This is a genomic window from Micromonospora sp. NPDC050795 (genome assembly GCF_044456785.1).
GTDB lineage: Bacteria > Actinomycetota > Actinomycetes > Mycobacteriales > Micromonosporaceae > Micromonospora.
This window is the reverse complement of record NZ_JBITGE010000002.1, coordinates 19,141-44,389: the sequence shown is the minus strand read 5'-3', so window position 1 is coordinate 44,389 and position 25,249 is coordinate 19,141. Positions and strand designations below refer to the sequence as shown.

At 71.9% G+C, this 25,249-nt stretch carries 25 protein-coding genes and 1 tRNA gene; 21 read left to right on the top strand and 5 right to left on the bottom strand.

The window, feature by feature from the left end; translation table 11 throughout:
• Positions 1-140: 140 nt before the first annotated feature.
• From ACIBEF_RS02540 to ACIBEF_RS02530, 3 genes are all read left to right on the top strand, one after another.
• Positions 141-731, top strand: a complete 591-nt coding sequence (locus tag ACIBEF_RS02540) for a YqgE/AlgH family protein (protein WP_355005543.1) — start codon at positions 141-143, stop codon at positions 729-731.
• 88 nt (positions 732-819) lie between these two features.
• Positions 820-892 (top strand) — tRNA-Ala (locus ACIBEF_RS02535).
• Between the two features lie 251 nt (positions 893-1,143).
• Complete coding sequence (locus tag ACIBEF_RS02530; RefSeq protein WP_396790839.1) at positions 1,144-1,413, top strand: SdpI family protein; 270 nt, start codon at positions 1,144-1,146, stop codon at positions 1,411-1,413.
• Positions 1,414-1,499: 86 nt separating this feature from the next.
• Here ACIBEF_RS02530 and ACIBEF_RS02525 read toward each other — a convergent pair whose 3' ends face one another.
• A complete protein-coding gene (locus ACIBEF_RS02525; RefSeq protein WP_030490864.1) occupies positions 1,500-1,622 on the bottom strand; it encodes a 50S ribosomal protein L36 in 123 nt (40 codons plus the stop codon).
• Between the two features lie 124 nt (positions 1,623-1,746).
• Here ACIBEF_RS02525 and ACIBEF_RS02520 point away from each other — a divergent pair, with 124 nt between their 5' ends.
• Complete coding sequence (locus ACIBEF_RS02520) at positions 1,747-2,670, top strand: lytic polysaccharide monooxygenase (RefSeq protein ID WP_396790523.1); 924 nt, start codon at positions 1,747-1,749, stop codon at positions 2,668-2,670.
• Positions 2,671-2,697: 27 nt separating this feature from the next.
• Here ACIBEF_RS02520 and mgrA read toward each other — a convergent pair whose 3' ends face one another.
• Positions 2,698-3,693 (bottom strand): L-glyceraldehyde 3-phosphate reductase, encoded by a 996-nt coding sequence (mgrA, locus tag ACIBEF_RS02515; protein WP_396790522.1) that lies wholly within the window; start codon positions 3,691-3,693, stop codon positions 2,698-2,700.
• A gap of 70 nt (positions 3,694-3,763) precedes the next feature.
• Here mgrA and ACIBEF_RS02510 point away from each other — a divergent pair, with 70 nt between their 5' ends.
• From ACIBEF_RS02510 to ACIBEF_RS02475, 8 genes are all read left to right on the top strand, one after another.
• Positions 3,764-4,744 carry an aldo/keto reductase gene (locus ACIBEF_RS02510; RefSeq protein WP_396790520.1) on the top strand — a complete coding sequence of 327 codons (981 nt, stop codon included), beginning with the start codon at positions 3,764-3,766 and terminating at the stop codon, positions 4,742-4,744.
• A gap of 5 nt (positions 4,745-4,749) precedes the next feature.
• Positions 4,750-5,247: a hemerythrin domain-containing protein gene (locus ACIBEF_RS02505; protein WP_396790518.1), complete on the top strand. Its 498-nt coding sequence runs from the start codon at positions 4,750-4,752 to the stop codon at positions 5,245-5,247.
• 55 nt (positions 5,248-5,302) lie between these two features.
• Positions 5,303-6,547: a sensor histidine kinase gene (locus ACIBEF_RS02500; RefSeq protein ID WP_396790516.1), complete on the top strand. Its 1,245-nt coding sequence runs from the start codon at positions 5,303-5,305 to the stop codon at positions 6,545-6,547.
• Positions 6,544-7,194 carry a response regulator transcription factor gene (locus ACIBEF_RS02495; RefSeq protein WP_355005536.1) on the top strand — a complete coding sequence of 217 codons (651 nt, stop codon included), beginning with the start codon at positions 6,544-6,546 and terminating at the stop codon, positions 7,192-7,194. Before ACIBEF_RS02500 ends, ACIBEF_RS02495 begins: the two co-directional genes overlap by 4 nt.
• Positions 7,195-7,270: 76 nt before the next feature.
• On the top strand, positions 7,271-8,347 hold the full coding sequence (locus ACIBEF_RS02490) for a hypothetical protein (protein ID WP_396790513.1): 1,077 nt from the start codon (positions 7,271-7,273) through the stop codon (positions 8,345-8,347).
• A 57-nt stretch (positions 8,348-8,404) separates the two neighbouring features.
• The gene (locus tag ACIBEF_RS02485) at positions 8,405-9,865 is read left to right on the top strand and encodes a sigma 54-interacting transcriptional regulator (RefSeq protein ID WP_357206932.1); all 1,461 of its coding nucleotides are present in this window, start codon (positions 8,405-8,407) and stop codon (positions 9,863-9,865) included.
• A 2-nt stretch (positions 9,866-9,867) separates the two neighbouring features.
• Positions 9,868-11,820: a VWA domain-containing protein gene (locus ACIBEF_RS02480; protein ID WP_396790512.1), complete on the top strand. Its 1,953-nt coding sequence runs from the start codon at positions 9,868-9,870 to the stop codon at positions 11,818-11,820.
• A 28-nt stretch (positions 11,821-11,848) separates the two neighbouring features.
• Positions 11,849-12,313, top strand: a complete 465-nt coding sequence (locus tag ACIBEF_RS02475) for a hypothetical protein (RefSeq protein ID WP_355005532.1) — start codon at positions 11,849-11,851, stop codon at positions 12,311-12,313.
• 307 nt (positions 12,314-12,620) lie between these two features.
• On the opposite strand, the gene ACIBEF_RS02470 is transcribed toward ACIBEF_RS02475, so the two are convergent.
• A complete protein-coding gene (locus tag ACIBEF_RS02470) occupies positions 12,621-13,628 on the bottom strand; it encodes a GlxA family transcriptional regulator (RefSeq protein WP_396790509.1) in 1,008 nt (335 codons plus the stop codon).
• Between the two features lies 1 nt (position 13,629).
• Here ACIBEF_RS02470 and ACIBEF_RS02465 point away from each other — a divergent pair, with 1 nt between their 5' ends.
• The gene (locus ACIBEF_RS02465) at positions 13,630-14,985 is read left to right on the top strand and encodes an MFS transporter (protein ID WP_396790507.1); all 1,356 of its coding nucleotides are present in this window, start codon (positions 13,630-13,632) and stop codon (positions 14,983-14,985) included.
• A gap of 19 nt (positions 14,986-15,004) precedes the next feature.
• Here the strand turns inward: ACIBEF_RS02465 and ACIBEF_RS02460 are convergent, their stop codons facing one another.
• On the bottom strand, positions 15,005-15,718 hold the full coding sequence (locus ACIBEF_RS02460) for an RICIN domain-containing protein (protein ID WP_396790505.1): 714 nt from the start codon (positions 15,716-15,718) through the stop codon (positions 15,005-15,007).
• 64 nt (positions 15,719-15,782) lie between these two features.
• On the bottom strand, positions 15,783-16,253 hold the full coding sequence (locus ACIBEF_RS02455) for a YbaK/EbsC family protein (protein ID WP_355005528.1): 471 nt from the start codon (positions 16,251-16,253) through the stop codon (positions 15,783-15,785).
• Positions 16,254-16,346: 93 nt separating this feature from the next.
• Between ACIBEF_RS02455 and ACIBEF_RS02450 the strand changes: the two genes are divergently transcribed.
• The 8 genes from ACIBEF_RS02450 to ACIBEF_RS02415 all read left to right on the top strand — a co-directional run bounded on the left by ACIBEF_RS02450 (position 16,347) and on the right by ACIBEF_RS02415 (position 25,247).
• The gene (locus ACIBEF_RS02450; RefSeq protein WP_396790502.1) at positions 16,347-17,744 is read left to right on the top strand and encodes an FAD-binding oxidoreductase; all 1,398 of its coding nucleotides are present in this window, start codon (positions 16,347-16,349) and stop codon (positions 17,742-17,744) included.
• A complete protein-coding gene (locus ACIBEF_RS02445; protein WP_396790500.1) occupies positions 17,741-19,084 on the top strand; it encodes a class I SAM-dependent methyltransferase in 1,344 nt (447 codons plus the stop codon). The genes ACIBEF_RS02450 and ACIBEF_RS02445 overlap by 4 nt, the downstream gene beginning before the upstream one ends.
• 100 nt (positions 19,085-19,184) lie before the next feature.
• Positions 19,185-19,742, top strand: a complete 558-nt coding sequence (locus ACIBEF_RS02440) for a helix-turn-helix domain-containing protein (protein WP_355005525.1) — start codon at positions 19,185-19,187, stop codon at positions 19,740-19,742.
• The gene (locus ACIBEF_RS02435; protein WP_396790498.1) at positions 19,735-20,604 is read left to right on the top strand and encodes an SRPBCC family protein; all 870 of its coding nucleotides are present in this window, start codon (positions 19,735-19,737) and stop codon (positions 20,602-20,604) included. The genes ACIBEF_RS02440 and ACIBEF_RS02435 overlap by 8 nt, the downstream gene beginning before the upstream one ends.
• Positions 20,605-20,809: 205 nt before the next feature.
• The gene (locus ACIBEF_RS02430) at positions 20,810-21,043 is read left to right on the top strand and encodes a zinc-ribbon domain-containing protein (protein WP_355005523.1); all 234 of its coding nucleotides are present in this window, start codon (positions 20,810-20,812) and stop codon (positions 21,041-21,043) included.
• A gap of 315 nt (positions 21,044-21,358) precedes the next feature.
• Complete coding sequence (locus ACIBEF_RS02425) at positions 21,359-23,614, top strand: putative bifunctional diguanylate cyclase/phosphodiesterase (protein ID WP_396790496.1); 2,256 nt, start codon at positions 21,359-21,361, stop codon at positions 23,612-23,614.
• A 50-nt stretch (positions 23,615-23,664) separates the two neighbouring features.
• Positions 23,665-24,423: a MerR family transcriptional regulator gene (locus ACIBEF_RS02420; protein ID WP_396790494.1), complete on the top strand. Its 759-nt coding sequence runs from the start codon at positions 23,665-23,667 to the stop codon at positions 24,421-24,423.
• A 53-nt stretch (positions 24,424-24,476) separates the two neighbouring features.
• Positions 24,477-25,247 carry a hypothetical protein gene (locus ACIBEF_RS02415; RefSeq protein WP_396790492.1) on the top strand — a complete coding sequence of 257 codons (771 nt, stop codon included), beginning with the start codon at positions 24,477-24,479 and terminating at the stop codon, positions 25,245-25,247.
• Positions 25,248-25,249: the final 2 nt, after the last annotated feature.

The following is a 25,249-nucleotide window of genomic DNA, read 5'->3' as shown; positions in this document are numbered from 1 at the left end:
CGCCGGTCAGACCTTAGCCAGCACCCAGCACGCAGGCTATGGTGCCAGGCATGGCGACAGCGCGGCTGAACCCGATGCGGCAGGCGGATCCGGTCGATGACCGCCGCCCGGCGCGGGCTCACGGTTGACGGGTGTGTGGCATGCAGGGAGAGGGCCAGGCGATCGGCGGACGAGCGATGGAGTCGATGACCGGGCGGCTGCTGGTCGCGACTCCGGCGCTCAAGGATCCGAACTTCGACCGTACGGTGGTGATGCTGGTCGCCCACGAGCCGGGCGGCGCGCTCGGCGTGGTGCTGAACCGGGCCACCGAGGTGCCGGTGGCCGAGGTGCTCGGTGACTGGAGCGACCTGGCCCGCCACCCGGCGGTGCTCTTCGAGGGTGGCCCGGTGCAGCCCGACTCGGCCATCTGCCTCGCCCGGATGCGGCACCCGATGCGCCGGGTGAAGGGCTTCCACCAGGTTTCCGGAGCGGTCGGCACGATCGACCTCTCGGTCGACCCGGAGCGGCTGCGGGAGAGCATCGGCGGCATCCGGGTCTTCGCCGGCTACTCCGGCTGGGGCAGCGGCCAGCTGGAGCAGGAAATCGCCGACGGGTCCTGGTTCGTGCTGGACGGGCTGCCCGGTGACGCCTTCGTCGACCGGCCCGACGACCTGTGGCCGATGGTGCTGCGCCGGCAGGGCGGGATGATGGCCGCCGTCGCGCACTTTCCGCCGGACGTGGCGCTCAACTGACCCGGCCCGGCGGGGGACCCCGCGAGATGACCATGCGGGCCGGTCTGTGTATAGTTTCCCAGTGCCCGGGCGACCGGGAGAACAGCAAGGGGCCGTGGCGCAGCTGGTAGCGCACCACACTGGCAGTGTGGGGGTCAGGGGTTCGAGTCCCCTCGGCTCCACCCTTGAGAAGCCCTGGTCGGGATTACCCGACCAGGGCTTTCTGCTGTTGCTGGCGGTTCTGCCGCAGCGTGGAGAGCCACCCCAACGCCCACGGCCAGTGGTGCCAGTGGGGTGGAAATTTTACGCTGACACCGACTGGCGCGTCAGGAAGTGGCCTTTGCTGGCTGGAGCGTTCATCTCGGTGGTCTATGCATTCCTCGGGTGGCTTGTCGCGTTCACCGCCAGAGCGTCCCTGCGGCCTTCGGTCGACATGAACCGCTGCCCCGGGGTGCGGACCACCGCGACGATGAGATCACCCGAGCACTGGTACGCGGCGCACCGTCGGGTCGAGCGCCCCTTCTGTCGGGCCGGGATGCTGTTGGCGGTCGTGTCCCCGCTGCCGGTCGTCCTGGGCACCGCCTTCGGTGATCCGCCGGTGGTCGTGGCGGTCCTGGTGCTCGCCGTGCTGCTCGTGCCCTACCTGCTCTACCTGGGCTATGTCGGCAACCGTGCGGCGCTCGCGGTGGACGACGAGTCGTGAACAGGTAGGCAACCGGTGCGACAAAACGCCCTGACCGATGATCCGGTCAGGGCGCTCTTCGACTGTTATGTCCGTGCAGGGCCTGGTTAGCCCTGGCGGCTCTTCCACTGCGGGTTGGCGCGGTTCACCACGACCACCCGGCCGCGACGGCGGACCACCACCGAACCCGGCTTCTGCTTCAGCGCACGCAACGAGCTACGTACCTTCATCTCTGCCTCCTCGGTGCTAGCGGTTCCGAGTATCGAAACGCCACACCCACCCGCAGGATTCCCGGCCACTGAGCGTCGAACCTTTGCCGCCTGCCGGCCGTACCAGTGGGCGGAGGTCACCCCCATGCCCGTACGTCGGCTTCTCGCCACGGTGCTGGTCGCTGCCGCGACCGTGCCGTTGGCTGCCACACCCGCAGCCGCCCACGGCGCCCCGACCGACCCGATCAGTCGCGCGGCTGCGTGTGGCCCCGAGGGCCGGTACGCGGCCACCAGTGCCTGCCGGGCGGCGATCCAGGCCGGCGCGGCGGTCCGCGAATGGGACAACGTGCGGGTCGCCGCCATCGACGGGCGGGACCGGGAACGGATCCCGGACGGTGAGTTGTGCAGTGGAGGGCTGTCCGCGTACCGGGGACTGGACCTGCCCCGCGCCGACTGGCCCAGCACCACGCTGACCACCGGCGTGAAGGTCACCTTCCGGTACCGGACCACCATCGAGCACCGGGGCACCTTCCGGCTCTACGTCACCACCCCCGACTACGACCCGAGCAGGAAGCTGACCTGGGCGGATCTGGAGTCGCGCCCGTTCCTGACGCTGACCGACCCGCCGGTGCGGGCCGGGGCGTACCAGTTGGCGGGCCGGCTGCCGGCGGGCCGCAGCGGCCGACACCTGATCTACACGATCTGGCAGAACTCCAACACGCCGGACACCTACTACTCCTGCTCCGACGTGGTGTTCCGCAATGCCAAGGCCACCGGTGCCACGGCCACCCCGGCGAAGGCCGCCGCGACGAAGAGCGCGCCGCGTACCGCCGCGAGTGGGCCGGCCGCCACCGAGCCGGCGGTGGCGGCGGCGGCCGACCCGGGCGTGCCGGTGGCGTCGGTGACCAACCCCGGTGGCCGGTGGCCGGTGCTGGCCGGTGCCGCCACCGTGCTGGTCCTGGCGCTGCTGCTGATCGGTGCCGGACGGCGACGCCGAGGCGCCGCAGCACCGGTGGGCCGGCAGTGCGAGGTGCGTAACCACCGGGCCGGGCGGCGCCGGATCTGGTGAACCGACCCGCCCGGGACCCGACGGTGTTCAGCCCAGGTGGCGCTCGATCTCGGCCAACTCCTCGGCCGTGAAGTCGAGGTTGTCCAGCGCGGTGATGTTCGTCTCCAACTGCTCGACGCTGCTCGCGCCGATGATGAGGCTCGTCATCCGCGGGTCACGCAGCGCCCAGGCCAACGCGAGTTGAGCGAGGGACTGGCCGCGCCCCTCGGCGACCGCGCCGAGCCCGCGGATGGTGGCCATCTTCTCGTCGCTGAGGTCGCTCTCGTTGAGGAAGACGCTGGTGCGAACCCGCGAGTCGGCCGGAATGCCGCCCAGGTAGCGGTCGGTCAGCAGGCCCTGCGCCAACGGGCTGTACGCGATGCAGCCCGCGCCGACCTGCTCCAGCGTGTCGAGCAGGCCGTCGGACTCGGTCCAGCGGTTGAGCATCGAGTACGACGGCTGGTTGATCAGCAGCGGCGTACCCAGGTCGCGCAGGATCGCGGCGGCCCGCGTGGTCTGCTCCGAGTTGTAGTTCGAGATGCCGACGTAGAGCGCCTTGCCGGAGCGGACGATGGCGTCGAGCGCCCCCATCGTCTCCTCCAGCGGGGTGTCCGGGTCGAACCGGTGCGAGTAGAAGATGTCGACGTAGTCCAGCCCCATCCGTCCCAGGGACTGGTCCAGCGACGAGATCAGGTTCTTGCGCGAGCCCCACTCGCCGTACGGGCCGGGCCACATCAGGTACCCGGCCTTGCTGGAGATGACCAACTCGTCCCGGTACGGCTTCAGGTCGGTGGCGAGCATCCGGCCGAAGTTCTCCTCCGCCGAACCGGGCGGCGGGCCGTAGTTGTTGGCCAGGTCGAAGTGGGTGACACCCAGGTCGAAGGCGCGGCGGACGATGTCGCGCTGCCGTTCGAACGGTCGGTCCGGACCGAAGTTGTGCCACAGCCCGAGCGAGACGGCAGGCAGTCGCAGGCCGCTGCGTCCGCTGCGCCGGTAGGTCATGGTGTCGTAGCGGTCATCCGCGGCGAGGTAAGTCACGATCATGAGCCTAGCTCCGGCCCGCCCTGGCGTGGATCGGGCGTGGAAACCAGGACATCGGGGTAGTTTCGACGCCATGCGTTTCATTGCGCTCGACACCCCCAAACCGCTGTCCAAGATCGGGTTGGGCACCTGGCAGTTCGGCTCCCGGGAGTGGGGGTACGGCCCGGACTTCGAGCGGCAGGCGGCGCAGATCGTCCGGCGGGCCGTCGAGCTGGGTGTGACGGTCTTCGACACCGCTGAGATCTACGGCTTCGGGCGCAGCGAACGCATCCTCGGCGCGGCCCTCGGCGACGACCGACCGAAGGTCGTGATCGCCAGCAAGATCCTGCCGGTGCTGCCGGTGGCCGCCGTGGTGCAGCAGCGGGCGGTCGCCTCGGCGGCCCGGCTCGGCGTCACCAGCATCGACCTCTACCAGCTGCACCAGCACAACCCGCTGGTCGCCGACCACAACACGATGCGCGGCATGCGAACCCTGCAGGACGTCGGGCTGATCGGCGACGTCGGCGTGAGCAACTACGGGCTGCGCCGTTGGCAGATCGCCGAAGCCGCGCTCGGCCGGCGGGTGCTCAGCAACCAGGTCCGCTACAGCATGCTGGACCGCGCGCCCGAGCAGGACCTGCTGCCGTACGCGCGGCAGGCCGGCCGGGTGGTCATCGCGTACAGCCCGCTGGCGCAGGGCTTCCTCTCCGGCCGCTACGACGCCAGCAAGCCGCCGACCGGTGCGGTCCGGCGTGCCAACCCGTACTTCCTGCCGGAGAACCTTGAGCGCGGCGCAGCCCTGATCGACACCCTGCGCCAGGTCGCCGACGCCCACGACGCCACCCCCAGCCAGATCGCGCTGGCCTACCTGCTGCGCCACCCGAACGTGCTCGCCATCCCCGGAGCGTCCGGGGTCGAGCAGATGGAACGCAACGCCGCCGCCGCCGACATCGACCTCGCCGACGACGAGTACACGGCGCTGGCCGAGGCGGCGAAACGCTTCCGCCCGATCACCGGGCTCGCCGCGATGCCGGCGATGCTGCGTGCCCGGTTCGGCAACCCAACCGGAAAGTGAGCACAGTGGACGACATCACCGCACTGATCCTGGACGACCACGCCGCCTTCCGGCGTGGCTTCGCCCGCCTCGACGACGCCCGCGACGAGCAGGAGATGCTGGCCATCTGGGACGCTCTCGCCCTGCACCTGGACATCCACGCCGAGGCGGAAGAGGCGATCCTCTACCCGCACCTGGTCAAGCACGGCGACGACGGCGAGGACGAGACCGCCGACGCGATCGGCGACCACAACAAGATCCGCGACGCCATCGCCGAGGCGAAACTGCACCCGGTCGGCTCGGACCAGTGGTGGGAGGCGGTCGGCACCGCCCGCCGGGAGAACAGCGAACACCTGGCCGAGGAAGAGGACGAGGCGCTGCCCGACTTCCGCCGGCACGCCAGCACCGAACTCCGCGCCGAGCTGGGCCAACGCTGGCTGACCTTCTACGGCGAGCACAAGTTCGGCCGCAACCTGCCGTTCCGCGACAAGGACCCGCAGCAGTACGTCGCCGACCACCGCTGACATCTCCCCGACGCGGGGGAGTCGGCGGGACCCGTCCGGGCAGCAGAATGACGAGGTGACCCTCCGAGCGGCGTTGGCCCCGCTGGTCGCCGGCACCACCTGGCGACGCGGCGTGTTCCTGCTGCTCGGCGGTGTGCTGGCACTGCCGTACGGGCTGCTCGCGGTGACCTTCGCCCAACTGCTCGCCGACTCGGCGATCCCCCGTCCGATGGTCTACGTCCTGCTGGTCATCGCCGTACTGATCGCCGTCGTCCCGTTGCTGCTGGACGGCAGCCGGGCCTTGGAGATCGCCGCCGTCCGGGCCCTGCTCGGCGTCGACCTGCCCGAGCCCGCGCCCGGGCACCACGGCGACCGGGAGACCCGGCTGCGCAGCGCGCTCTGGATCGCCACCCACCTCATCGTCGGCGCGTTGGTGATGATCGGGTTGTTCAGCGCCCTGCCGATGGCACTGGCGTTCATCGCCCAACAGTTCGGCATCGGCACCGAGCTGATCAGCCGGGAACAGTTCGGGCCACTGGACGGACAGGACAGCGGCTGGCTGACAGTGACCGGGGTGCTCCTGCTGGTCGTCCTCGGCTACGCCGTCGCCGGGCTCGGCGCGCTCGCCGGACTCATGGCACCGGTGCTGCTCGGCCCCGCCCAGGCGGAGCGGATCGCCGCCCTCGAAGCACGCGCCGCCCGGCTCGCCGAACGCAACCGGCTGGCCCGGGAGCTGCACGACTCCGTCGGCCACGCGCTGACCGTGGCCACCCTCCAGGCCGGGGCCGCCCGCGAGGTCCTCGACACCGACCCCGAGTTCGTCCGGCGGGCACTCACCGCCATCGAGGACGTCGGGCGGACCGCGATGGACGACCTCGACCACGTGCTCGGGCTGCTCCGGGAGAACGGACGCGACCGGCCCGTGGTGGCGCCGCAGCGTACCCTCGCCGACCTGGACCGGCTGGTCACCGACGCGCGCGCGGCCGGCCTGGCCGTGCACGCGCAACGCGCCGGCGACCCGGACCGGGTGCCCGCGGTGGTCTCCCGGGAGGGCTACCGGATCGTCCAGGAAGGACTGACCAACGCCGCCCGGCACGGCCACGGGCCGGTGACGGTACGCCTGGACCTGCGCGGCGACGCGCTGGAGCTGGAGCTGACCAACGCGGTGCGCCACCGCGACCAGGGCCGGCCGGGGCGGGGCGGTCGAGGCCTGGACGGCATGCGGGAGCGGGTGCTGCTGCTCGGCGGCCGGCTCACCGTGGGCCCGGACGGCGACCGATGGCTGATCCGGGCCCGCCTGCCGTACGAGGAGACGACATGACCACCGGAGTGCTGATCGTCGACGACGACGAGCTGATCCGGGTGGGGCTGCGGGCCATCATCGACGCCCAACCCGACCTGCGCGTGCTCGCCGAAGCCGCCGACGGGGCCGAGGTGCCGCCGCTGGTCGCCCGACACCGGCCCGACGTGGTGCTGATGGACGTACGGATGCCCGGCATCGACGGCATCCAGGCAACCCGGCACCTGATGGCCACCTCCGCCGACCCGCCCCGGGTCCTGGTGGTCACCACCTTCGCCAACGACGAGTACGTCTACGAGGCGCTGCGCGCCGGCGCCTCGGGGTTCCTGCTCAAACGGGCCCGGCCCGCCGAGGTGGTGGAGGCGGTCCGGGTGGTCGCGGCCGGCGAGTCGCTGCTCTTCCCGGCCGCGATCCGCCAACTGGTCGGGGCGTACGGTCCGGCGGGTGGCGACCGGTTGAGCACCGCCCGGCTCACCGAACGGGAGGCCGAGGTGCTGCGGTTGATGACCACCGGCCGGTCCAACCCGGAGATCGCCGCGCACCTGGTGGTCGGGGTGGAGACGGTCAAGACGCACGTCGGCAACGTGCTGGCCAAGCTGGGGGTCCGCGACCGCACGCAGGCGGTCATCGCCGCCTACGAGTCCGGCTTCGTCACCCCGTCGGGCTGATCGGTCCCTCCACCGGGGGAGCGGGGTCACCGCCGGCCGGGAGGGAATCCGGCGGCCGTCAGTTGAGGCTGAGAGCATGACGACGATCACTGCCTCTCTACCCCGTACCGACTCCCGCTGGCCGGACCGGCTGGCCCCACTGGCCGCCGGTTGGCTCGGCCTGTGGGGCGTGCTCGCCCTGCTCGGCACGCTCACCGGCGCCGGCTACCCGTTCGGCCCGAACGACCACCACGGCGGCGACGTCAGCCTGCTCCGCCTGGTGCCGGCGGAGGTGGCCACCCCGCTCTTCGCCGGTGTGCTGCTCACCGCCGCGGTCGCCGCCCTGGCCATGAGCCGCCCGGCGGCGCGACCACCCGGCCCACTGCGGGCGCTGCTCGCCGGCTGCGGCTGGGCGGTCGCCTTCGTCCTCGTCCTGGTCGTGCCGGACGTCCGAGTGCTGATCGTCCTCGGCTACCTGCCGATACTCATCGTCGGGGCACCGTTCGGCTGGCCGCCCATCGACTACTCCGATGTCTTCAACTGGGCGCTGTTCGCCCGGTTCGCGGCGTTGGTCGGCGGGCTGCTGCTGGTCGGGGCGGTACTCGCCGGGCAGCGCCGTACCGCCGGGGCCTGCGTCGGCTGCGGCCGTGCCGACACCGGCCAGCGGTGGACCACCCCGGCCGCCGCCACCCGCTGGGGCCGGTGGGCCGCCGGCATCGCCGCGGTGATCCCCCTGACGTACGCGGTGACCCGGTTCGCCTGGGCGGCCGGCATCCCGCTCGGCATCTCCCGCGAGTTCCTGACCGAGATGCAGGACACCGGGCTGGTCTGGGCCGGGCTCGGGCTGGGCGCTTTCGCCAGCGTCGGCGCGATCCTCACCCTCGGACTGGTGCAGAGCTGGGGCGAGCGGTTCCCGCGCTGGATGCTCGGCCTGGCCGGCCGTCGGGTGCCGGTGAAGCTGGCCGTGGTGCCGGCCACCCTGGTCGCCATCTCCGTGACCGCGGCCTCGCTGGGGCTGCTCAGCAATCCCGAGTTCTGGCGGCTGACCGGCGGGTTCAGCATGACCGGGGCGCCGATGCTGCTCTGGCCGCTGTGGGGCGTGGCCCTCGGCGTCGCCACGTACGCGTACCACCTGCGCCGTCGCGGTGCCTGCCGGCGTTGCGACCGGGGCTGAGGGTGGAAGCGGGGGTGACCCCTGATGCCCGGGGCGCCCCCGCGAATGTGAGCTAGCGTGGGTCGGGTGACTGCGCCTACCCCGGTAATCCCGGTTCCACCGGCCGACCTGCCCGGCACGCTCGGCGCGCTACGGGCGGCCGGTCACCAGTACCGCACCGTCAAGCAGGAACTCCGCGACAACCTCCTCGCCCGGATGCGCTCCGGCGAGACCCGTTTCCCCGGCATCGTCGGCTACGACGACACAGTGCTGCCCGAGGTCGAGCGGGCCCTGCTCGCCGGGCACGACATGGTGCTGCTCGGCGAGCGCGGCCAGGGCAAGACCCGGCTGATCCGCTCACTGGGCGCGTTGCTCGACGAGTGGACCCCCGTTCTGCCCGGCTCGGTGCTCAACGAGCACCCGATGCACCCGCTCACCCCGGCATCCGTCGCCCAGGTCGCCGAGGCCGGTGACGACCTGCCGATCGGCTGGCTGCACCGTTCGATGCGGTACGGCGAGAAGTTGGCCACCCCGGACACCAGCGTCGGCGACCTGATCGGCGACGTCGACCCGATCCGCATCGCCCAGGGTCGTACCCTCGGCGACCCGGAGACCATCCACTTCGGGTTGGTGCCGCGCACCAACCGGGGCATCTTCGCCGTCAACGAGCTGCCCGACCTGGCCGAGCGGATCCAGGTGGCCCTGCTCAACGTGCTGGAGGAGCGGGACATCCAGGTTCGCGGCTACCAGCTGCGCCTGCCGCTGGACCTGCTCCTGGTGGCGAGCGCCAACCCGGAGGACTACACCAACCGAGGCCGGATCATCACTCCCCTCAAGGACCGTTTCGGAGCGGAGATCCGCACCCACTACCCGGTCGAGCTGGAGCTGGAGCTGGCGCTGATCCGCCAGGAGGCCGACCTGTTCGCCGAGGTGCCGGAACACGTGCTGGAGGTGCTGGCCCGCTTCGCCCGCGCCGTCCGGGAGTCGCCGTCGGTGGACCCGCGCTCCGGTGTGTCCGCCCGCTTCGCCATCGCCGCCGCCGAGACGGTCGCCGGTGCCGCGCTGCGTCGCGCCGGTCTGCTCGCCGCCTCGGACACCCCGGACGGCCGCCCCGAAGCAGCCGTCGCCCGCGTCGGTGACGCGGTGTCGGTGACGAGCACGCTGCGCGGCAAGGTCGAGTTCGAGAGCGGCGAGGAGGGCCGGGAGACCGAGATCCTCGCGCACCTGCTGCGTACGGCGACCGCCGAGACGTTCCGGGCCCGCCTCGCCGGGCTGGACCTGTCCGGGTTCACCGCCCTGGTCGAGGACGGTGCCGCGATCGAGACCGGCGAGTTGGTCAGCGCCGCCGAGCTGCTGCGCCAGGTCGGCACCGTACCCGGGTTGGCGAAGGTCCTGGACCGGCTCGACCTGGGCGACGCGCCCACCTCGGAGGAGGCCGCTGCCGCCGTCGAGTTCGTGCTGGAGGGGCTGCACCTGACTCGCCGGCTCGGCAAGGACGTCACCGACTCGGGGCGCACCGTCTACGGCGGCCGGGGCTGACCGTGGCCGGCAACCGGTTCCGTTACGGGCAGTGGAACGGCGGGCCCGACCCGCTCGCACCCCCGTACGACGTGCGCGAGGCGGTGGACGCGGTCGGTGCCGAGGTGCTGGCCGGCGGCAGCCTGCGGGAGGCGCTGCGTGACCTGCTGCGCCGTGGCCCGCAGGGTCGGGGTGGCCTGGACGACCTGGCCGCCCGGGCTCGGCGGCTGCGCCGGGAGGCGCTGCGCAGGGGCGACCTGGACGGGGCGGTGACCCGGGCCCAGGCCCTGCTCGACCAGGCTCTCGCCGCCGAGCGGGACGAGCTGCGGGGTCGCGACGACGACGCGGCGCGGTTCGCCGAGGCGGTGCTGGACAATCTGCCGCGCTCGACGGCGCGGGCGGTGGAGGAGCTGTCCGGCTACCAGTGGGCCAGCGACGATGCCCGCCGCGCGTACCAGCAGATCCTCGACCAGCTCCGCGACGACGTGCTCGGTCAGCGCTTCGCCGGGATGCGCGACGCGGTGCGCGCCTCCGCCGACCCGGCCGCCCAGCAGCGGCTCGCCGAGATGATGGGCGATCTGAACGACCTGCTGGCCCGGCACGGTCGCGCGGAGGACACCACCGACGCGTTCGCCGAGTTCATGCGCCGACATGGCGACTTCTTCCCGGAGAAGCCGGAGAACGTCGACGAGTTGATCGACGTGCTGGCCCGACGGGCGGCGGCCGGTGAGCGGCTGATGAACTCGCTCTCCGAGCGGCAGCGCGCCGAGCTGGCCGGCCTCATGCAGCAGTCGCTCGGCGACCGCCTCGCGGGGGAGTTGTCCGCGCTCGACGCGAACCTGCGCGCGCTGCGGCCCGATCTGCGCTGGGGGCGGGGCGAGCGGGTCCGTGGCGACCAGCCGCTGGACTACGCCGACGCGGCCGGCGCGCTGGGTGAGATCGGCGACCTGGACGACCTGCTGGACCAGCTCGACCAGGAACACCCGGGGGCGACCCTCGACGACGTGGACGTCGACGCGGTGGCGCGCACACTGGGCCGGGACGCGGCCGATGACGTTCGCCATTTGCGTGACCTGGAGCGGGAGTTGCGCCGCCAGGGTTGGGTCAGCCGGGACGCGGAGGGGCTCACACTGAGCCCGAAGGCGCTGCGCCGGCTCGGCGGGACCGCGCTGCGGCAGGTCTTCGCGGAGCTGACCGCCGGGCCGCGTGGCCAGCACGACCTGCGCTCGGCCGGTGCGGCGGGCGAGGTCAGCGGCGCGTCCAGGCCCTGGCAGTACGGCGACGAGCAACCGTTGGACGTGGTCCGCACGTTGACCCGGGCGGTCAGTCGGGCCGGGCCGACGGTCCCGGTGCAGCTCGCGGTAGACGACTTCGAGGTGGTGGAGACCGAGAGGCGCGCCTCGGCCGCTGTGGTGCTCTGCGTCGACCTGTCGTACTCGATGATCTCTCAGGGTCGTTGGGGGCCGATGAAGCAGACGGCGCTGGCGTTGGCGCACCTGATGGAGACGCGCTTCCCACAGGACGCCCTGCAGATCGTGGGCTTCGGCCGGGAGGCGATGACGCTCACCCAGCAGGAGTTGGCGGCCGTGGAGCCGGACATGGAGCAGGGCACCAACCTCCAGCACGCGCTGCGGTTGGCGGGCCGGCACCTGCGCCGGCACCCGGACGCCGAGCCGGTCGTGCTGGTGGTCACCGACGGCGAGCCGACCGCGCACCTGGACCCGGACGACGGGGAGGCGCTGTTCCACTGGCCGCCGCTGCCGGAGACGATCGAGGCGACGGTCCGCGAGGTGGACCGGCTGAGCCGTTACGGTGCCACGCTCAACCTGTTCATGCTCGGTGACGATCCGGGCCTGCGACGCTTCGTCGACGCGGTGGCCCGCCGCAGCCGGGGTCGCATGTTCACGCCGGACACCGACGACCTGGGCGAGTACGTGGTCAGCGACTACCTCCGCTCCCGCCAATCCCGCCGCTAACTCCCGCCGCGGCGGGTTGACTGGGGGGATGGAGAGCGGGGGATTGCGGCGGGCTTACGGTGCCCTGTTCGCTGAGGTCGACGCTGGCGGGTTCGGTCCGGCTCCGGAGGGGCAGCTCAGTGCCGAGCAGATCGTCGCGCATCTGGTCGCCAACGACGAGCTCATGATCCACGCCACCGAGGCGTTGCTGGCCGGGTCGCCGTTCGCCTACTACGAGTTGGAGGAGGACGTGCACCGCCCGCAGCTCGACGCGCTCGCCGCCGAGCAGGGTGGCCTGCGTGGCCTGACCGCGCTGCTGCACGGCACCAGCGACCGGCTGTGCGGGCTGGTCGACCAGCTCGGCCTGGCAGCGGAGACCCCGGTCGAGACGCACCTCCGCGAGGGCTTCGACCTCGTCGTCGACGAGCCACTGCCCTGGTCCCGCACCCTGGACCTGCACACCCGGGTGCACCTGCCGAAGCACCAGTCCCAGCTGCACCTGCTCCGGTCCTGAGCGGCGGCGGCGGCGGTGCGGGCGGCGGCGGCTGATCAGTGCGACCCGGCACGGGTGCCGTGGTCCGTTGAGCGTGATGTCTGTGGGTCATCTTGATGACTCACAGACATCACGCTCGCAAGTAGTGCTGCCCGGACGGGGACGAGACCGGGGTCAGCCCTGCCCTGCCCCGTGCCCCCTGCTCTCCGCGATCTTGCACTTTCTGTCCTCGCAATTGGGGCAAAACGTGCATACGGACAACCGAAAGTGCAAGATCGCGGGGCTCCGGGGCTCCGGGGCTCCGGGGCGCGGGGGTGCGGGGTGCGGGTCAGGTTTTGATCAGTTCGGGGCGGGGGTGGAAGGTGCGGCGGTAGGTGGACGGGGCCACGCCGATGCGTTGGTGCAGTTGCTGGCGCAGGGCGGCGGTGGTGCCGAAACCGCAGCGGTGGGCGATCTGGTCGACGGTGAGGTCGGTCGTCTCCAGCAGCAGTCTCGCGTGGTCGGTGCGCTGGTGCAGCAGCCACTGTGCCGGGCTGAGGCCGGTCTCCGACCTGAAGCGTCGGGTGAAGGTGCGCACGCTCATCCGCGCCTGCTCGGCCAGGTCGCGCAGCGCGATCGGCTCGTGCAGCCGCTGCCGCGCCCACTCCCGGGCCCCCGCCGTGCTGGTGTCGGTCGCCTTCGGCACCGGCTGCTCGATGTACTGCGCCTGACCGCCGTCGCGCCACGGCGGCATCACGCAGCGGCGGGCCGCCCGGTTGGCCACCTCGCTGCCGTGGTCGAGGCGGATGACGTGCAGGCATAGGTCGATGCCGGCGGCGACTCCGGCCGAGGTGAGCACCCGGTCGTCGGCGATGAAGAGCACGCCCGGGTCGAGGTCCACCCGGTCGTGCAGGCGGCGGAACTGCTCGGCGTACGCCCAGTGGGTGGTCGCCCGCCGCCCGTCGAGGAGCCCGGCGGCGGCGAGCACGAACGCTCCGGTGCAGATCGACATGATCCGGGCACCCCGCTCGTACGCGGCGCGCAGCGCCTCGGTCACCTTTGGCTCGACGATGCCCGAGGACAGGACGGTGCCGTCGTGGATGCCGGGGACGATCACCGTGTCGGCGGTGTCGAGCAACTCCAGCCCGTGGTCGGGGAGCACCTGGAAGCCGGCGGTGCTGCGCACCGGCTGCCCACCCGGGGTGCACACCCGGACGTCGTAGAAGGGTGTCCCGTCGGCGGCCCGGGCCGTGCTGAAGACCTGGGACGGGGTGCCGAGGTCTAGGCCGACCACCTGGTGCAGGGCGAGTACGGCGACCCGGTGCGGGCGAACGGTCATGGCCCGATTATTGCGCATGATGGCTTTCCGGCCACTCGCCGAGGTGCGTGGACCGGCTCAGACTTGTCCGGTGACCAAGAACCGTCGTCTGCATCCCGCCTGGCTGGTCGCCGCCGTCGCCTTCGTGGCGCTGGTCGGTGCGGCCGGCTTCCGCGCCACTCCGTCGGTGCTGCTGCACCCGCTGCACGAGGAGTTCGGCTGGCCGCTGGCCACGATCTCCGCGGCCGTCTCGGTCAACCTGCTGCTCTACGGGCTCACCGCGCCGTTCGCGGCCGCCCTGATGGACCGATTCGGTATCCGCCGGGTGGTCTCGGTGGCGTTGCTGCTGGTCGCCGCGGGCAGCGGCCTGACGGTCTTCATGACCGCCAGTTGGCAGCTCCTGCTCTGCTGGGGTGTGCTGGTGGGGCTGGGCACCGGCTCGATGGCGCTGGCGTTCGTGGCCACCGTCACCGGCCGTTGGTTCGTGCACCGACGGGGCCTGGTCACCGGGGTGCTGACCGCCGGCGGGGCGGCCGGGCAACTGGTGTTCCTGCCACTGATCGCCATCCTGGTACGCGATCACGGCTGGCGTACCGCCGCACTCGTGGTGGCCGTGGCGGCGCTGGCGGTCGTACCCCTGGTGGTGTGGCTTCTGCGCGAGCACCCGGCGGATCTCGGTCTGCCCGCCTACGGGGCGACCGAGGTCGTCGCGGCGCCGCCGGCGACCGGCGGCGCGGCGACCCGGGCGATCGGCGCGCTGGCCACCGCGGCCCGGACCCGACCGTTCTGGCTGCTGGCCGGAGGCTTCGCGATCTGCGGGGCGACCACCAACGGCCTGGTCGGTACCCACTTCGTGCCGGCCGCGCACGACCACGGCATGGCCCAGACCACGGCGGCCGGGTTGCTCGCCCTGGTGGGGCTCTTCGACATCGTCGGCACCATCGCCTCCGGCTGGCTCACCGACCGGGTGGACAGCCGGTTGCTGCTCGGCTTGTACTACGCGCTGCGCGGGTTGTCCCTGCTGGTGCTGCCGAGCCTCTTCTCCGGCACCGCCGAGCCGAGCATGCTGGTGTTCATCGTCTTCTACGGCCTGGACTGGGTGGCCACGGTGCCGCCGACGGTGGCGCTGTGCCGGGAGTACTTCGGTGGCGCCGGGGCTGTGGTGTTCGGCTGGGTGTTCGCCGCGCACCAACTGGGCGCGGCGGTCGCCGCCACCGGCGCGGGGCTGGTCCGGGACCGGCTGGGCGACTACGCGATGGCCTGGTACGTGGCGGGTGCGCTGTCGATCGGTGCCGCCGGGCTGTCGTTGCTGCTGCGCCGTCGACCGGGCCGAGCGGTGCCGGAGGCCGTGCTGGTCGCCGCGACCGCGCCCAGGGCGTGGAGCTTCCGGGGTTGAGCCGCGACGCGTCGGCCGGTCAGCTCAGGGTCCACTGCTGGGCCGGCCGGCCGTCGCACTGTCGCTGCCGGATGTCGTCGCCCGCCTCGACGGCGTCGTCGTCGGCCTGGGCGCACCTGTTGCTGTGCGCGGCGATGAGCAGGACCGCGCTGGTGCCCGTCCCGCCGAACCGCCACTGCTGGTTGGCCCCACCGTGGCAGGGGAACTGCAGCAACCGCGCGCCGTCGTCCTGACTGCCGCCCTCGACGTCGAGGCACTGCCCGTACGCGGCGTTCGTCAACGACAGCACGCCCGGGCCGGCCGGGCTGACCACCCACTGCTGCTCCGGGGCGCCGGTACACACGGCCAACTCGGCCCCGGCCTCCTTGCCGTCACCGTCGAGCCCCAGGCAGAGCCCCGAGGCGGCGCGCAGCACCCGGGGCCCGGTGGGCGGGGCGGCCGGCGTGCTGGCCGACGGGGTCGGTGACGGCTCGGCCGGTGTGGTCGGGCTCGGCTCGCCGGTCGGCTCGCTGGGCTGCGCCGCGCTGGACGGTGAACCGACCGACGCCGGCACCGACGGCTCGTCGTCACCGTCGAGCAGCCCGGTGGCGAAGACGACCCCCAGGAGTACGCCGACGGCACCGACCGCCACCGCGACCCGCAGCAACGGATCGGCCAGCGGGCCGGAGCGCGGTGCCCGGTGACCGCCGTAGACGGTGCCGGCGGGGTCGGGGCGTTCCTCGGGCGCGGACATACGCGCCATCCTCACCCACGATGTCGCGCCGGAGCCAGCCCGGCGGTGCGGGGGACGGCGAGGCTCAGCGGGTGGGCTGCTCGTCGGTAACGTCGGCCACCGTGGCGTCGAGGGCGGCGATCGCGGCGTCGGCGTCGATCGCGATGGCGAGACCCCGCTCGCCGGCACCAAGGGTGATCTCCCGGCCGCGCAGTCGCTCGTCGGCGACCACCGGCCAGGCAGTGCTCGCGCCGAACGGGGTGATGGTGCCGCGTTCGTAGCCGGTGGCGGCCAGTGCGCCTGCCGCGTCCGGCATGGAGAGCCGGTGCACCCCGAGCAGGGCGCGCAGCTTGGGCCAGGAGATGACCCGGTCGCCGGGGGTGAGCACGAACAGGTGATCGTCTTCGCCGCGCCGGACCACGATCGTCTTGACGACGTCGGGGACGGTCACGCCCCGGGCGGCGGCGGCCTCCGCGAGGCTGCCGACGGCACCGTGGCTGACCAGCCGATACGGCAGTTGGGCGGCGTCCAGGGCGGTGATCGCTGGCGATGGCATGCCCGCCACGGTAGCCGTCGGGCCTGCCGCCGGACGGGAAACTGCCACCGCCGACATCCCACGGTTTCCAGGAGGCGAGCGTAAGGTGATCACATGCGCGCTGAGCGTGTGGATCACCCCATTGACCATGATCAAGCGGTGGACACGCTGCGGCGGTCGTACGCCGCGGTGCCCACTGGCGAGCCTGTCCGGCTGGCCAAACGCACCTCCAACCTGTTCCGCCCCCGGTCCGCTCCCCGGACTCCGGGGCTCGACGTGAGTGGCCTGAACGGCGTGCTGTCGGTCGACCCGGCCGGCCGCACCGCCGACGTGCAGGGCATGTGCACCTACGAGGACCTGGTCGACGCGACGCTGCCGCACGGCCTGATGCCGCTCGTGGTGCCGCAGTTGCGCACCATCACGCTGGGCGGCGCGGTGACCGGCCTCGGGATCGAGTCGACCTCGTTCCGCAACGGCCTGCCCCACGAGTCCGTCCAGGAGCTGGACGTGCTCACCGGCTCCGGCGAGATCATCACCGCTCGACCCGACGGCGAGCACGCCGACCTGTTCACCGCGTTCCCGAACTCGCTGGGCAGCCTCGGGTACGCCACCCGGCTGCGCATCGAGCTGCAACCGGTCGGCCGGTACGTGGCGTTGCGCAACGTCCGGTTCACCCAACCGGAGGCGCTGACCGACGCGATCGCGGAGGTGACCGCCACCCGTTCCTGGGCCGGCGAACCGGTGGACGCGATGGACGGGGTGATGTTCAGCCCCGGCGAGGCGTACCTGGTCTTCGCCACGTTCATCGACGGGGCCGACCCGCCCAGCGACTACACCGGTCAGTCCATCTACTACCGGTCGCTGCGCCAGCGCACCCGCGACGTGCTCACCGCGTACGACTATCTGTGGCGCTGGGACACCGACTGGTTCTGGTGCTCGTCGGCGTTCGGTGCGCAGCACCCGGTCGTGCGCAGGCTCTGGCCGGCGCGTTACCGGCGCAGCGACTTCTACCACCGACTGGTCCGGCTGGAGCACCGCCACCAGGTGGCGGCCCGGATCGACCGGCTGCGCGGGCAGCCGGCCCGGGAGCGGGTCGTGCAGGACGTGGAGATCCCGCTGGACCGTACGGCCGACTTCCTGCGCTGGTTCGCCGGCGCGGTGGGGATGAACCCGGTGTGGTTGTGTCCGTTGCGACTGCGTGAGCCGGCGGGGCCCGGTTCGGCGCGGTCCTGGCCGCTGTATCCGCTGCGGCCTGGGCAGGACTACGTCAACATCGGGTTCTGGGGGAGCGTGCCGATCGCGCCGGGCGCCGCCGACGGCGACGTCAACCGCACGATCGAACGCAGGGTGTCGGAGTCGGGCGGGCACAAGTCGCTCTACTCCGACGCGTACTACGACCGGGACGCCTTCGATCGCCTCTACGGCGGCGACACGTGGCGCGCGGTGAAAGACCGCTACGACCCGGACCACCGGCTGACGGGACTGTACGAAAAGGCGGTAGCACGAGCATGAGCCTGACCGACAGAGATCAGGGGGCGGCGAGCGTCCCCGCCACCCCGCCGGCGGGGGGCCGGCACACGGGTCCGACCGTCGCGGATGTCATCCGCGCGGTCACCACGGGGCCGTTGCCGGTGCGGATCACCGGGTACGACGGCAGTGCCGTCGGCCCGTCCGACGCCGGCATCACCCTGGCGATCCAAACCGAGCGTGGGCTGTCGTACCTGCTCACGGCGCCCGGCGACCTGGGCATGGCCCGGGCGTACGTCAGTGGTGACCTGGCGTTGCAGGGCGTGCACCCGGGTGACCCGTACGAGGCGTTGCGGGTGCTCAAGGACGAGCTGCGGTTACGCCCACCGTCGCTGGCCGAGGGGTTGGCGCTGGTCCGTGGGCTGGGCTGGGAGCGGCTGATGCCGCCGCCGGCACCGCCGCAGGAGGCACAGCCCCGCTGGAAGCGGGTGATGAACGGGATGCGGCACTCGCGGGTGCGGGACAGCACGGCCATCTCGCACCACTACGACGTGTCGAACGCCTTCTACGAGAAGGTGCTGGGCCCGTCGATGACGTACACCTGCGCGGTGTACCGGTCCCCGGACGACACGCTGGAGCAGGCCCAGGCGGCGAAGTACGACCTGGTCGCGGGCAAGCTGGCGCTGAAGAAGGGGATGCGGCTGCTGGATGTGGGGTGCGGCTGGGGTGGCATGGTGCGGCACGCGGCCCGCGAGTACGGCGTCAAGGCGCTCGGGGTGACCCTGTCGAAGGCGCAGGCGCAGTGGGCGCAGGCCGCGATCGAGCGGGAGGGGTTGTCCGAGCTGGCGGAGGTGCGATACCTCGACTACCGGGACGCGCCGGCCGAGCAGTTCGACGCCATCTCCTCGATCGGGTTGACCGAGCACATCGGGGTGCGTAACTACCCGGCGTACTTCGGGGCGCTGCGCAGCCGGTTGCGGCAGGGTGGGCGACTGCTCAACCACTGCATCACCCGCGCTGACAACCGCGCGCCGCACCGTTCGGGAGCGTTCATCGACCGGTACGTCTTCCCGGACGGTGAGCTGGCTGGTCCGGGTCGGCTGGTCAGTGAGGTGCACGACGCCGGGTTCGAGGTGCACCACGAGGAGAACCTGCGCCAGCACTACGCGCTGACGTTGGCCGCCTGGTGTCGCAACCTGGTCGAGCACTGGGACTTCTGCGTCTCGGAGGTGGGCGCGGGCACCGCCCGGGTGTGGGGGCTCTACATGGCCGGGTCGCGGATGGCGTTCGAGCGCAACGGCATTCAGCTGCACCAGGTGTTGGCCACCCACAACGGCCCGAACGGTGTGAGCGGTTACCCGCTGCGGCCGGACTGGTTGCCCTGATCACCTGCTGACCGTCGCCTGAGGCCGCGTCGAGAAAGTCGGCGCGGCTTCTCGCGAAGCGATTGACAAAGAAGTTTTGTACGTACAAACTGATTTTGCCATGAGAGACGTCCTGTACCTGGAGCAGATCGAGCAGGCCGAAGTCCTGCTCAAGCCGCATCGCGTCGAGGTGCTGCGGCAACTGGCCGAGCCGCGCACCTGCACCGAGGTCGCGGCCCGACTCGACCAGACGCCACAGCGCGTCTACTACCACGTCAAGCAGCTCGTCGCGGCTGGCCTCGTCGAGCTGGTCAACGAACGCAAGGTCCGCGGCATCACCGAAGGCATCTACCAGGCCGCCGCCCGCTCCTACTGGCTCTCCCCACGGCTCGTCGGCCGGATCGGCCTGCGCCGGGCCCGCGACGAACTGAGCCTGGGCTACCTGCTCGACCTGATGGAGGAGGTCCAGGCCGACATCGCCGGCCTGGACCGGGCCGCACCAGAGCTGCCCTCGATCGGGGTCTCCGGCGAGATCCGGGTGCCGGCCGAGCAGCGTCAGCAGTTCCTGCACGACCTGCAAACCGCGCTTCAAGACCTGTTCACCCGCTACGGCGGCAGCGAAGGAGATGCCTTCAAGCTGGCCGTCGCCTGCTATCCGAAAGGGAACGACAATGAGTGAGCCGATGAAGGTCCAGGCCCGTCTCTCCGCGCCCGTCGGGCGTGTCCGCCAGGCCCTGACCGACCCGGCCGAGCTGCGTCTCTGGCTGGCCGAGCACGCCGAGGTCGAGCTGCCGCGGCGGTACGAGTTCTGGGGTCGGTACACGCCCGAAGGCGACGCCCCGCACCAGCGGCTGCTGCACGCCGACGACGACACGCTGCGCTTCGGCTGGCTGCTCGACGGCGTGGAAACCACCACCGAGTTCCAGTTGACCGCCGAGGGCACCGACAGCACGGTGCTCACGCTGATCCAGAGTCACTTCGACTTCGCCGAGGCGATGAGCGGCTCCACCATCCGGGGCGTGCTCCAGACGTACTGGGCGCTGTCCATCGCCAACCTGGCCGCCCACCTGGAGGGCAAGCCGCTGCTGCCCCGCACCGACTTCACATCCGCCGACCTGCGGGGTGAGCTGGTCATCGCCGCCCCCGTCGACAAGGTGTGGGAGTCGCTGACCGACTCCGAGCAGGCCAGCGCCTGGTTCGGCTACCCGATCGGCATCGAGCCCTGGGTCGGCGGTCGGTACGCCATGGGCGGCTTCGAGACCGGTTACGCGGCCAAGGTCGTCGACCTGGAGCCCGGCCGCCGGTTGTCCGTCGACTGGGGGCCGACCGGCGTGACGAGCTGGGAGCTGGCCGAGTCCGGTGGCCGGACCACGCTGACCTTCGTGCAGAGCGGCTTCGACGAGGCCAACCCGCCGTACGGGGCCTGGAGCGGTTCGGTTGCCGGGCTGTTCGAGCTGCGCCGCTTCCACGAGATGGCCAACTGGCAGCCGATCTGGCTCTCCGAGGAGATCCCCGGCCTGGAGCCCGCGCCGGCGGGCTGAAGCCGCACGGCGGTCGCGTCACCGTGATCGTCGTGCGTTGATCGCCCGCTTTGATCGTGCTCGATCAGGGATGTAGTGGCCTCGTTCGCCCCGGAAGCCACTACATCCAGGATCGAGCACGATCTTGTACGTCCGTCGCCCGGCTTTCCCTGATCCGCTGCCGGGATCTGGTGACTTTTCGCGGTTGGGTGGGTACTGGCTGGCGATGTTCTTCATCTTTGGTCTGCGTACCAAGGTCGACCGGTCCGGTGTCGTGCAGCAGGTCTGCCGCCACTGCGGCAACCAGGCCGCGCAGGTGATCACCCGCCGCTCGACGAAATTCACAGTCTTCTTCATTCCCCTCATCCCGATCCGCACCCGGTACGCGCAGCAGTGCACGTTCTGCGGGGCGGAGTACGAGGTTGCCAGGTCCGACGCCGAGCGCCTCCCGGTCGGCTGATCCGACGATGGAACGCTTCCTCTGCTGGTTGATCGGCCGACAGACGTCCTCGGTCGACGTGGCAGTGCACACCGTTGCCCGCCCGCCCTGCACCCCCGGCCGGCGCAGACGCCGCCGCGCACGCCGTCCGTTGGCCGGCACCGCGCTGCCCCGTTCACCCTGGAACCGATCTGCGGGCCGCTGACCGGAGGCCGGAGCCGCAGCGGGGTGAACGTTCGGCTCTGGCGGCGTTTCTGGGCGCTGGTTAGGCTTTCGGGGTTTGCCGTGGACCGGCGCCGCCGAGGGTGCACGCACGACGAAAGAGCCGGAGCGACCGTGTCCCGACAGGACGGAAAGCAGGCTGCGGGGACGCTGAACCCCGCTGGTGCTTTCGTCGCGGCTGCTGTCATCCTGCTGGAGGCGGGCTGGCTGTTTGCCGCGTTGCCCGGTGCCGCGCTGGTCAGCGACATCGGCGCGATGCTCGTCGCCGGTTGGGCGACGGTCGCGTGTGTGGGGGTGGCCCGTCGGCATCCGGCGCCGCTGCGCCGGTTCTGGACGCTGCTCGCTTTCACCATGGGGCTGGCCGCGATCGGTCGGGCGATCTGGACGGCGCAGCGGCTCGTCGGCGGTGACCTGCCGCACACGCCGGTGGTCGGGGTGGTCTTCACCGCCGGCATCCTCACCGGCACGGCCGCGCTGCTCAGCTCGCCGTCGGCACCGAGGACCGCGGTGGGCCGGGCCCGTACGTTGCTGGACGGGGTGATCGTCGCCCTGGCCCTGGTGCCGATCGGTTGGGTGCTGGTCTTCCGTGGGGTCGCCGCCGCCGAGCTGGCCGACCCGGCGCGCACGCTGGGGCTGCTCTTCCCGATGTTCGACCTGATGCAGCTCACCATCCTGGTGGCGGTCTCCGGGCCGGCCCGGCCGATGTGGCGGCCGATGACGATCCTCGCGGCGAGCCTCACCCTGCGGGTCGTCGCCGACGTCGTCTACGTGTCGCTGGTCGCCCGCGCCGACTACACCGCCGGTCACCCGATCGACCTGTGCTGGCCGTTGAGCTACCTGCTGATCGGCCTGGCCACCCGAAACGCGCCGCCACCGGACTGCGACGGCACCGACGACACCGCCGAGTCGCCGCTGCCGCCCTGGTGGCAGGTGGCGTTGCCGTACCTGCCGGTGGGTGGGGCGATCATCGCGGTGGTGCTCGCCCGTCGACCCACCGGGCAGACCCCGCAGCTGGTGTTCGTGACCATGATGGTGTTGCTGGCCGCCCTCGCCGTCCGGCAGGGGCTGGCGGCCAACGAGAACCTGCGGTTGGTGGCCCGGCTGCGCCGGCTCGCGTACGGCGACCAGCTCACCGGGCTGCCCAACCGGCTGTTGTTCAACCGGCGGCTGCGCCTGGCCCTGCGCGACGGGCGACCGGTGGCGGTGCTGCTGCTCGACCTGGACGGCTTCAAGCAGGTCAACGACCGGTTCGGGCATGCCACCGGTGACACCCTGCTGACCGGGCTGGCGGCCCGGATGCACACTGCCGTGAACGGTGACGGCACCATCGCCCGGCTCGGTGGTGACGAGTTCGCCGTGCTTGTCGACGGCGACCGGCCGGTGTCACCCGAACGGCTCGCCGAGCGGCTGCTGGACGCGTTGCGGCCCTCCGACGACGAGGAGGACGTCGGGGTGCACCCGTCGGCCAGCATCGGTATCGCCGAGTACGGCCCGCAGCACGCCTCCCACAGCGACCTGCTGCGCGACGCCGACATCGCCATGTACGCGGCCAAGGCGGCCGGGAAGTCCGCGTACCGCACGTGCACGGCGGCGTTGCGCGAGTCGGCCGTCTCCCGCGCCGAGTTGATCGCCGACCTGCGCCGCGCCGTCGACGAGGACCAGTTGCACCTGGAGTTCCAACCCATCGTCGACCTGACCACCGGCGCGGTGCGCAGCGCCGAGGCGCTGGTGCGCTGGCGGCACCCCCGGCTGGGGATGTTGCCGCCGTCGAGGTTCCTGCCGCTGGCCGAGGAGACCGGGCTGATCCTGCCGATCGACCGGTGGGTGATCCACGAGGCGTGCCGGGCCGCCGCCACCTGGCGGGGTCGGATGCCGGAGGCGACGGTCGCGGTGAACATCGCCGCCGCGCACCTGCGCCGGCCGGACCTGATCGCCACGGTCACCGCGGCGACCAGCGCCGCCGGGTTGGCACCACGGGCGTTGACCCTGGAGTTGACCGAGTCGGCGTTGATCGAGGGCACCGAGGCGGTGCTGGAGCGGCTGCACCAACTGCGGGAGTTGGGCATCCGGATCGCCATCGACGACTTCGGCACCGGCTACTCGTCGTTGAGCTACCTGCACCGCATCCCGGCCACCGAGCTGAAGATCGACAGGTCGTTCGTGGCCCGACTGGGCACCGACGACCGGGCGTACGCGACAGTGGAGATGGTCACCCGCCTGGCCGGCGCGTTCGACCTGGCGGTGGTCGCTGAGGGGGTGGAGACCGAGCGTCAGCACGAGGCGGTCACCGCGATCGGCTGCCCACGAGGCCAGGGCTATCTGTACGGGCGGCCCGACGGCCCCGCCATGGTGGGCCAGAATCAGAGTTGACTCTCACGTAGCGGCAGGCAGGAGCCTGGTTCCCGGAAGGGAGGGGGACCATGGCGTACACGGTGGGTCAGGTGGCGAAGGTGGCCGGCGTGACGGTGCGGACGCTGCACCACTACGACGAGATCGGGTTGCTCTCGCCCAGCGGGCGCACCTCGGCGGGTTACCGCCGCTACGACGACGCGGACCTGCAACGGCTGCAACTCGTCCTGTACTACCGGGAGCTTGGTTTCCCGCTTGAGGAGATCACCGCGATCATCGACGACCCGGCGGCCGATCCGGCCGCGCACCTGCGCCGGCAGCACGAACTGCTGACGGTACGGCTCACACGGTTGCAGGAGATGGTCACGGCGATCGAGTTCGCGATGGAGGCGAGCAGGATGAACATCCAACTCACGCCGGAGGAGCGGTTCGAGGTCTTCGGTGACGTCGACCCGGAGGAGCACCGGGCCGAGGCGGAGCAGCGCTGGGGTGACACCGACGCGTACCGGGAGTCGAACCGGCGGGTGTCGCGCTACACCAAGGACGACTGGCTGCGGAACAAGGCGGAGAACGAGGACTGGGGTCGGCGGATGGTCGCGGTGCTGACCTCTGGTGCCCCGGCGGACAGCCCGGAGGCGATGGGCCTGGCCGAGGAGCACCGGCAGCTCATCAGCCGCTGGTTCTACGAGTGCTCGTATGAGATCCACACCGGGTTGGCCGACATGTACCTGGCCGACGAGCGGTTCACCGCGTTCTACGAGAACATCGCGCCGGGGCTCGCCGCGTATCTGCACGAGGCGATCCACGCCAACGCGATCAGCCGGGCGTGACGACGGGCGGTCCGGCTAGTCTGGCCGGACCGCACCGCCCGGGGGAGATGACAGTGCCGAAACCGAAGCTGATCGCCGTTGTCGCCGTGCTCGTGGTGGCGGTGGGGGCCGGGGTGTGGGCGCTGGTCGCCGCCGGCGACGACGACCCGGGCCCGGGTCGTCCGGCGGCGTCGGCGAGCGCCGACCCGGTCGGAGTGTTGAAGGCCGCCGCCGCGAAGGCCGACGAACAGCCGTACAAGCTGACGGTCGGCACCGGCGGCACGGACGGCGACGCGACTGTGCTGCTCTGGGACCCGAAGGCGAAGCGTGGTCTGGAGACCACCTCGCTGAAGGTGCCCACCGGCGTGGTGAAGATCGAGCGGTTGACCACCGGGCCGGACGTGTACGTGCGGGTCACCGCCCCGGACCGCCGCGTCCCGGTCTGGGACGGCAAGACCTGGTGGCACGTCGGCAAAGCGGGTGCCCCGGCGGCCCAGCAGGGCCTGGACAACACCCGGCTGGCCAGCACGTTGGGCGCGCCGACGGGGGTGCGGCTGACCGCCGAGCGGGAGTACGCGGGCACGCTGGACCTGCGCCAGAGCGGCGCGGTGCTGGGCAGCGGCGTCGGCAACGTGCTGGGTGACCGGGCCGGGGCGGTCCCGTTCACCGCCGCCGTGGACGAGCAGGGTCGGCTGGTCCGCTACCGCATCGAGTTGGCCAGCGAGCAGTCGCAGACCGCCCAGCTCGACCTGACGTACTCGGACTTCGGGCTGTCGGTGTCGGCGGACCCGCCGGCGGCCGACCTGGTGGGCGAGGACCCGCCGGCGAACATTCCCGGCGCCTGAGG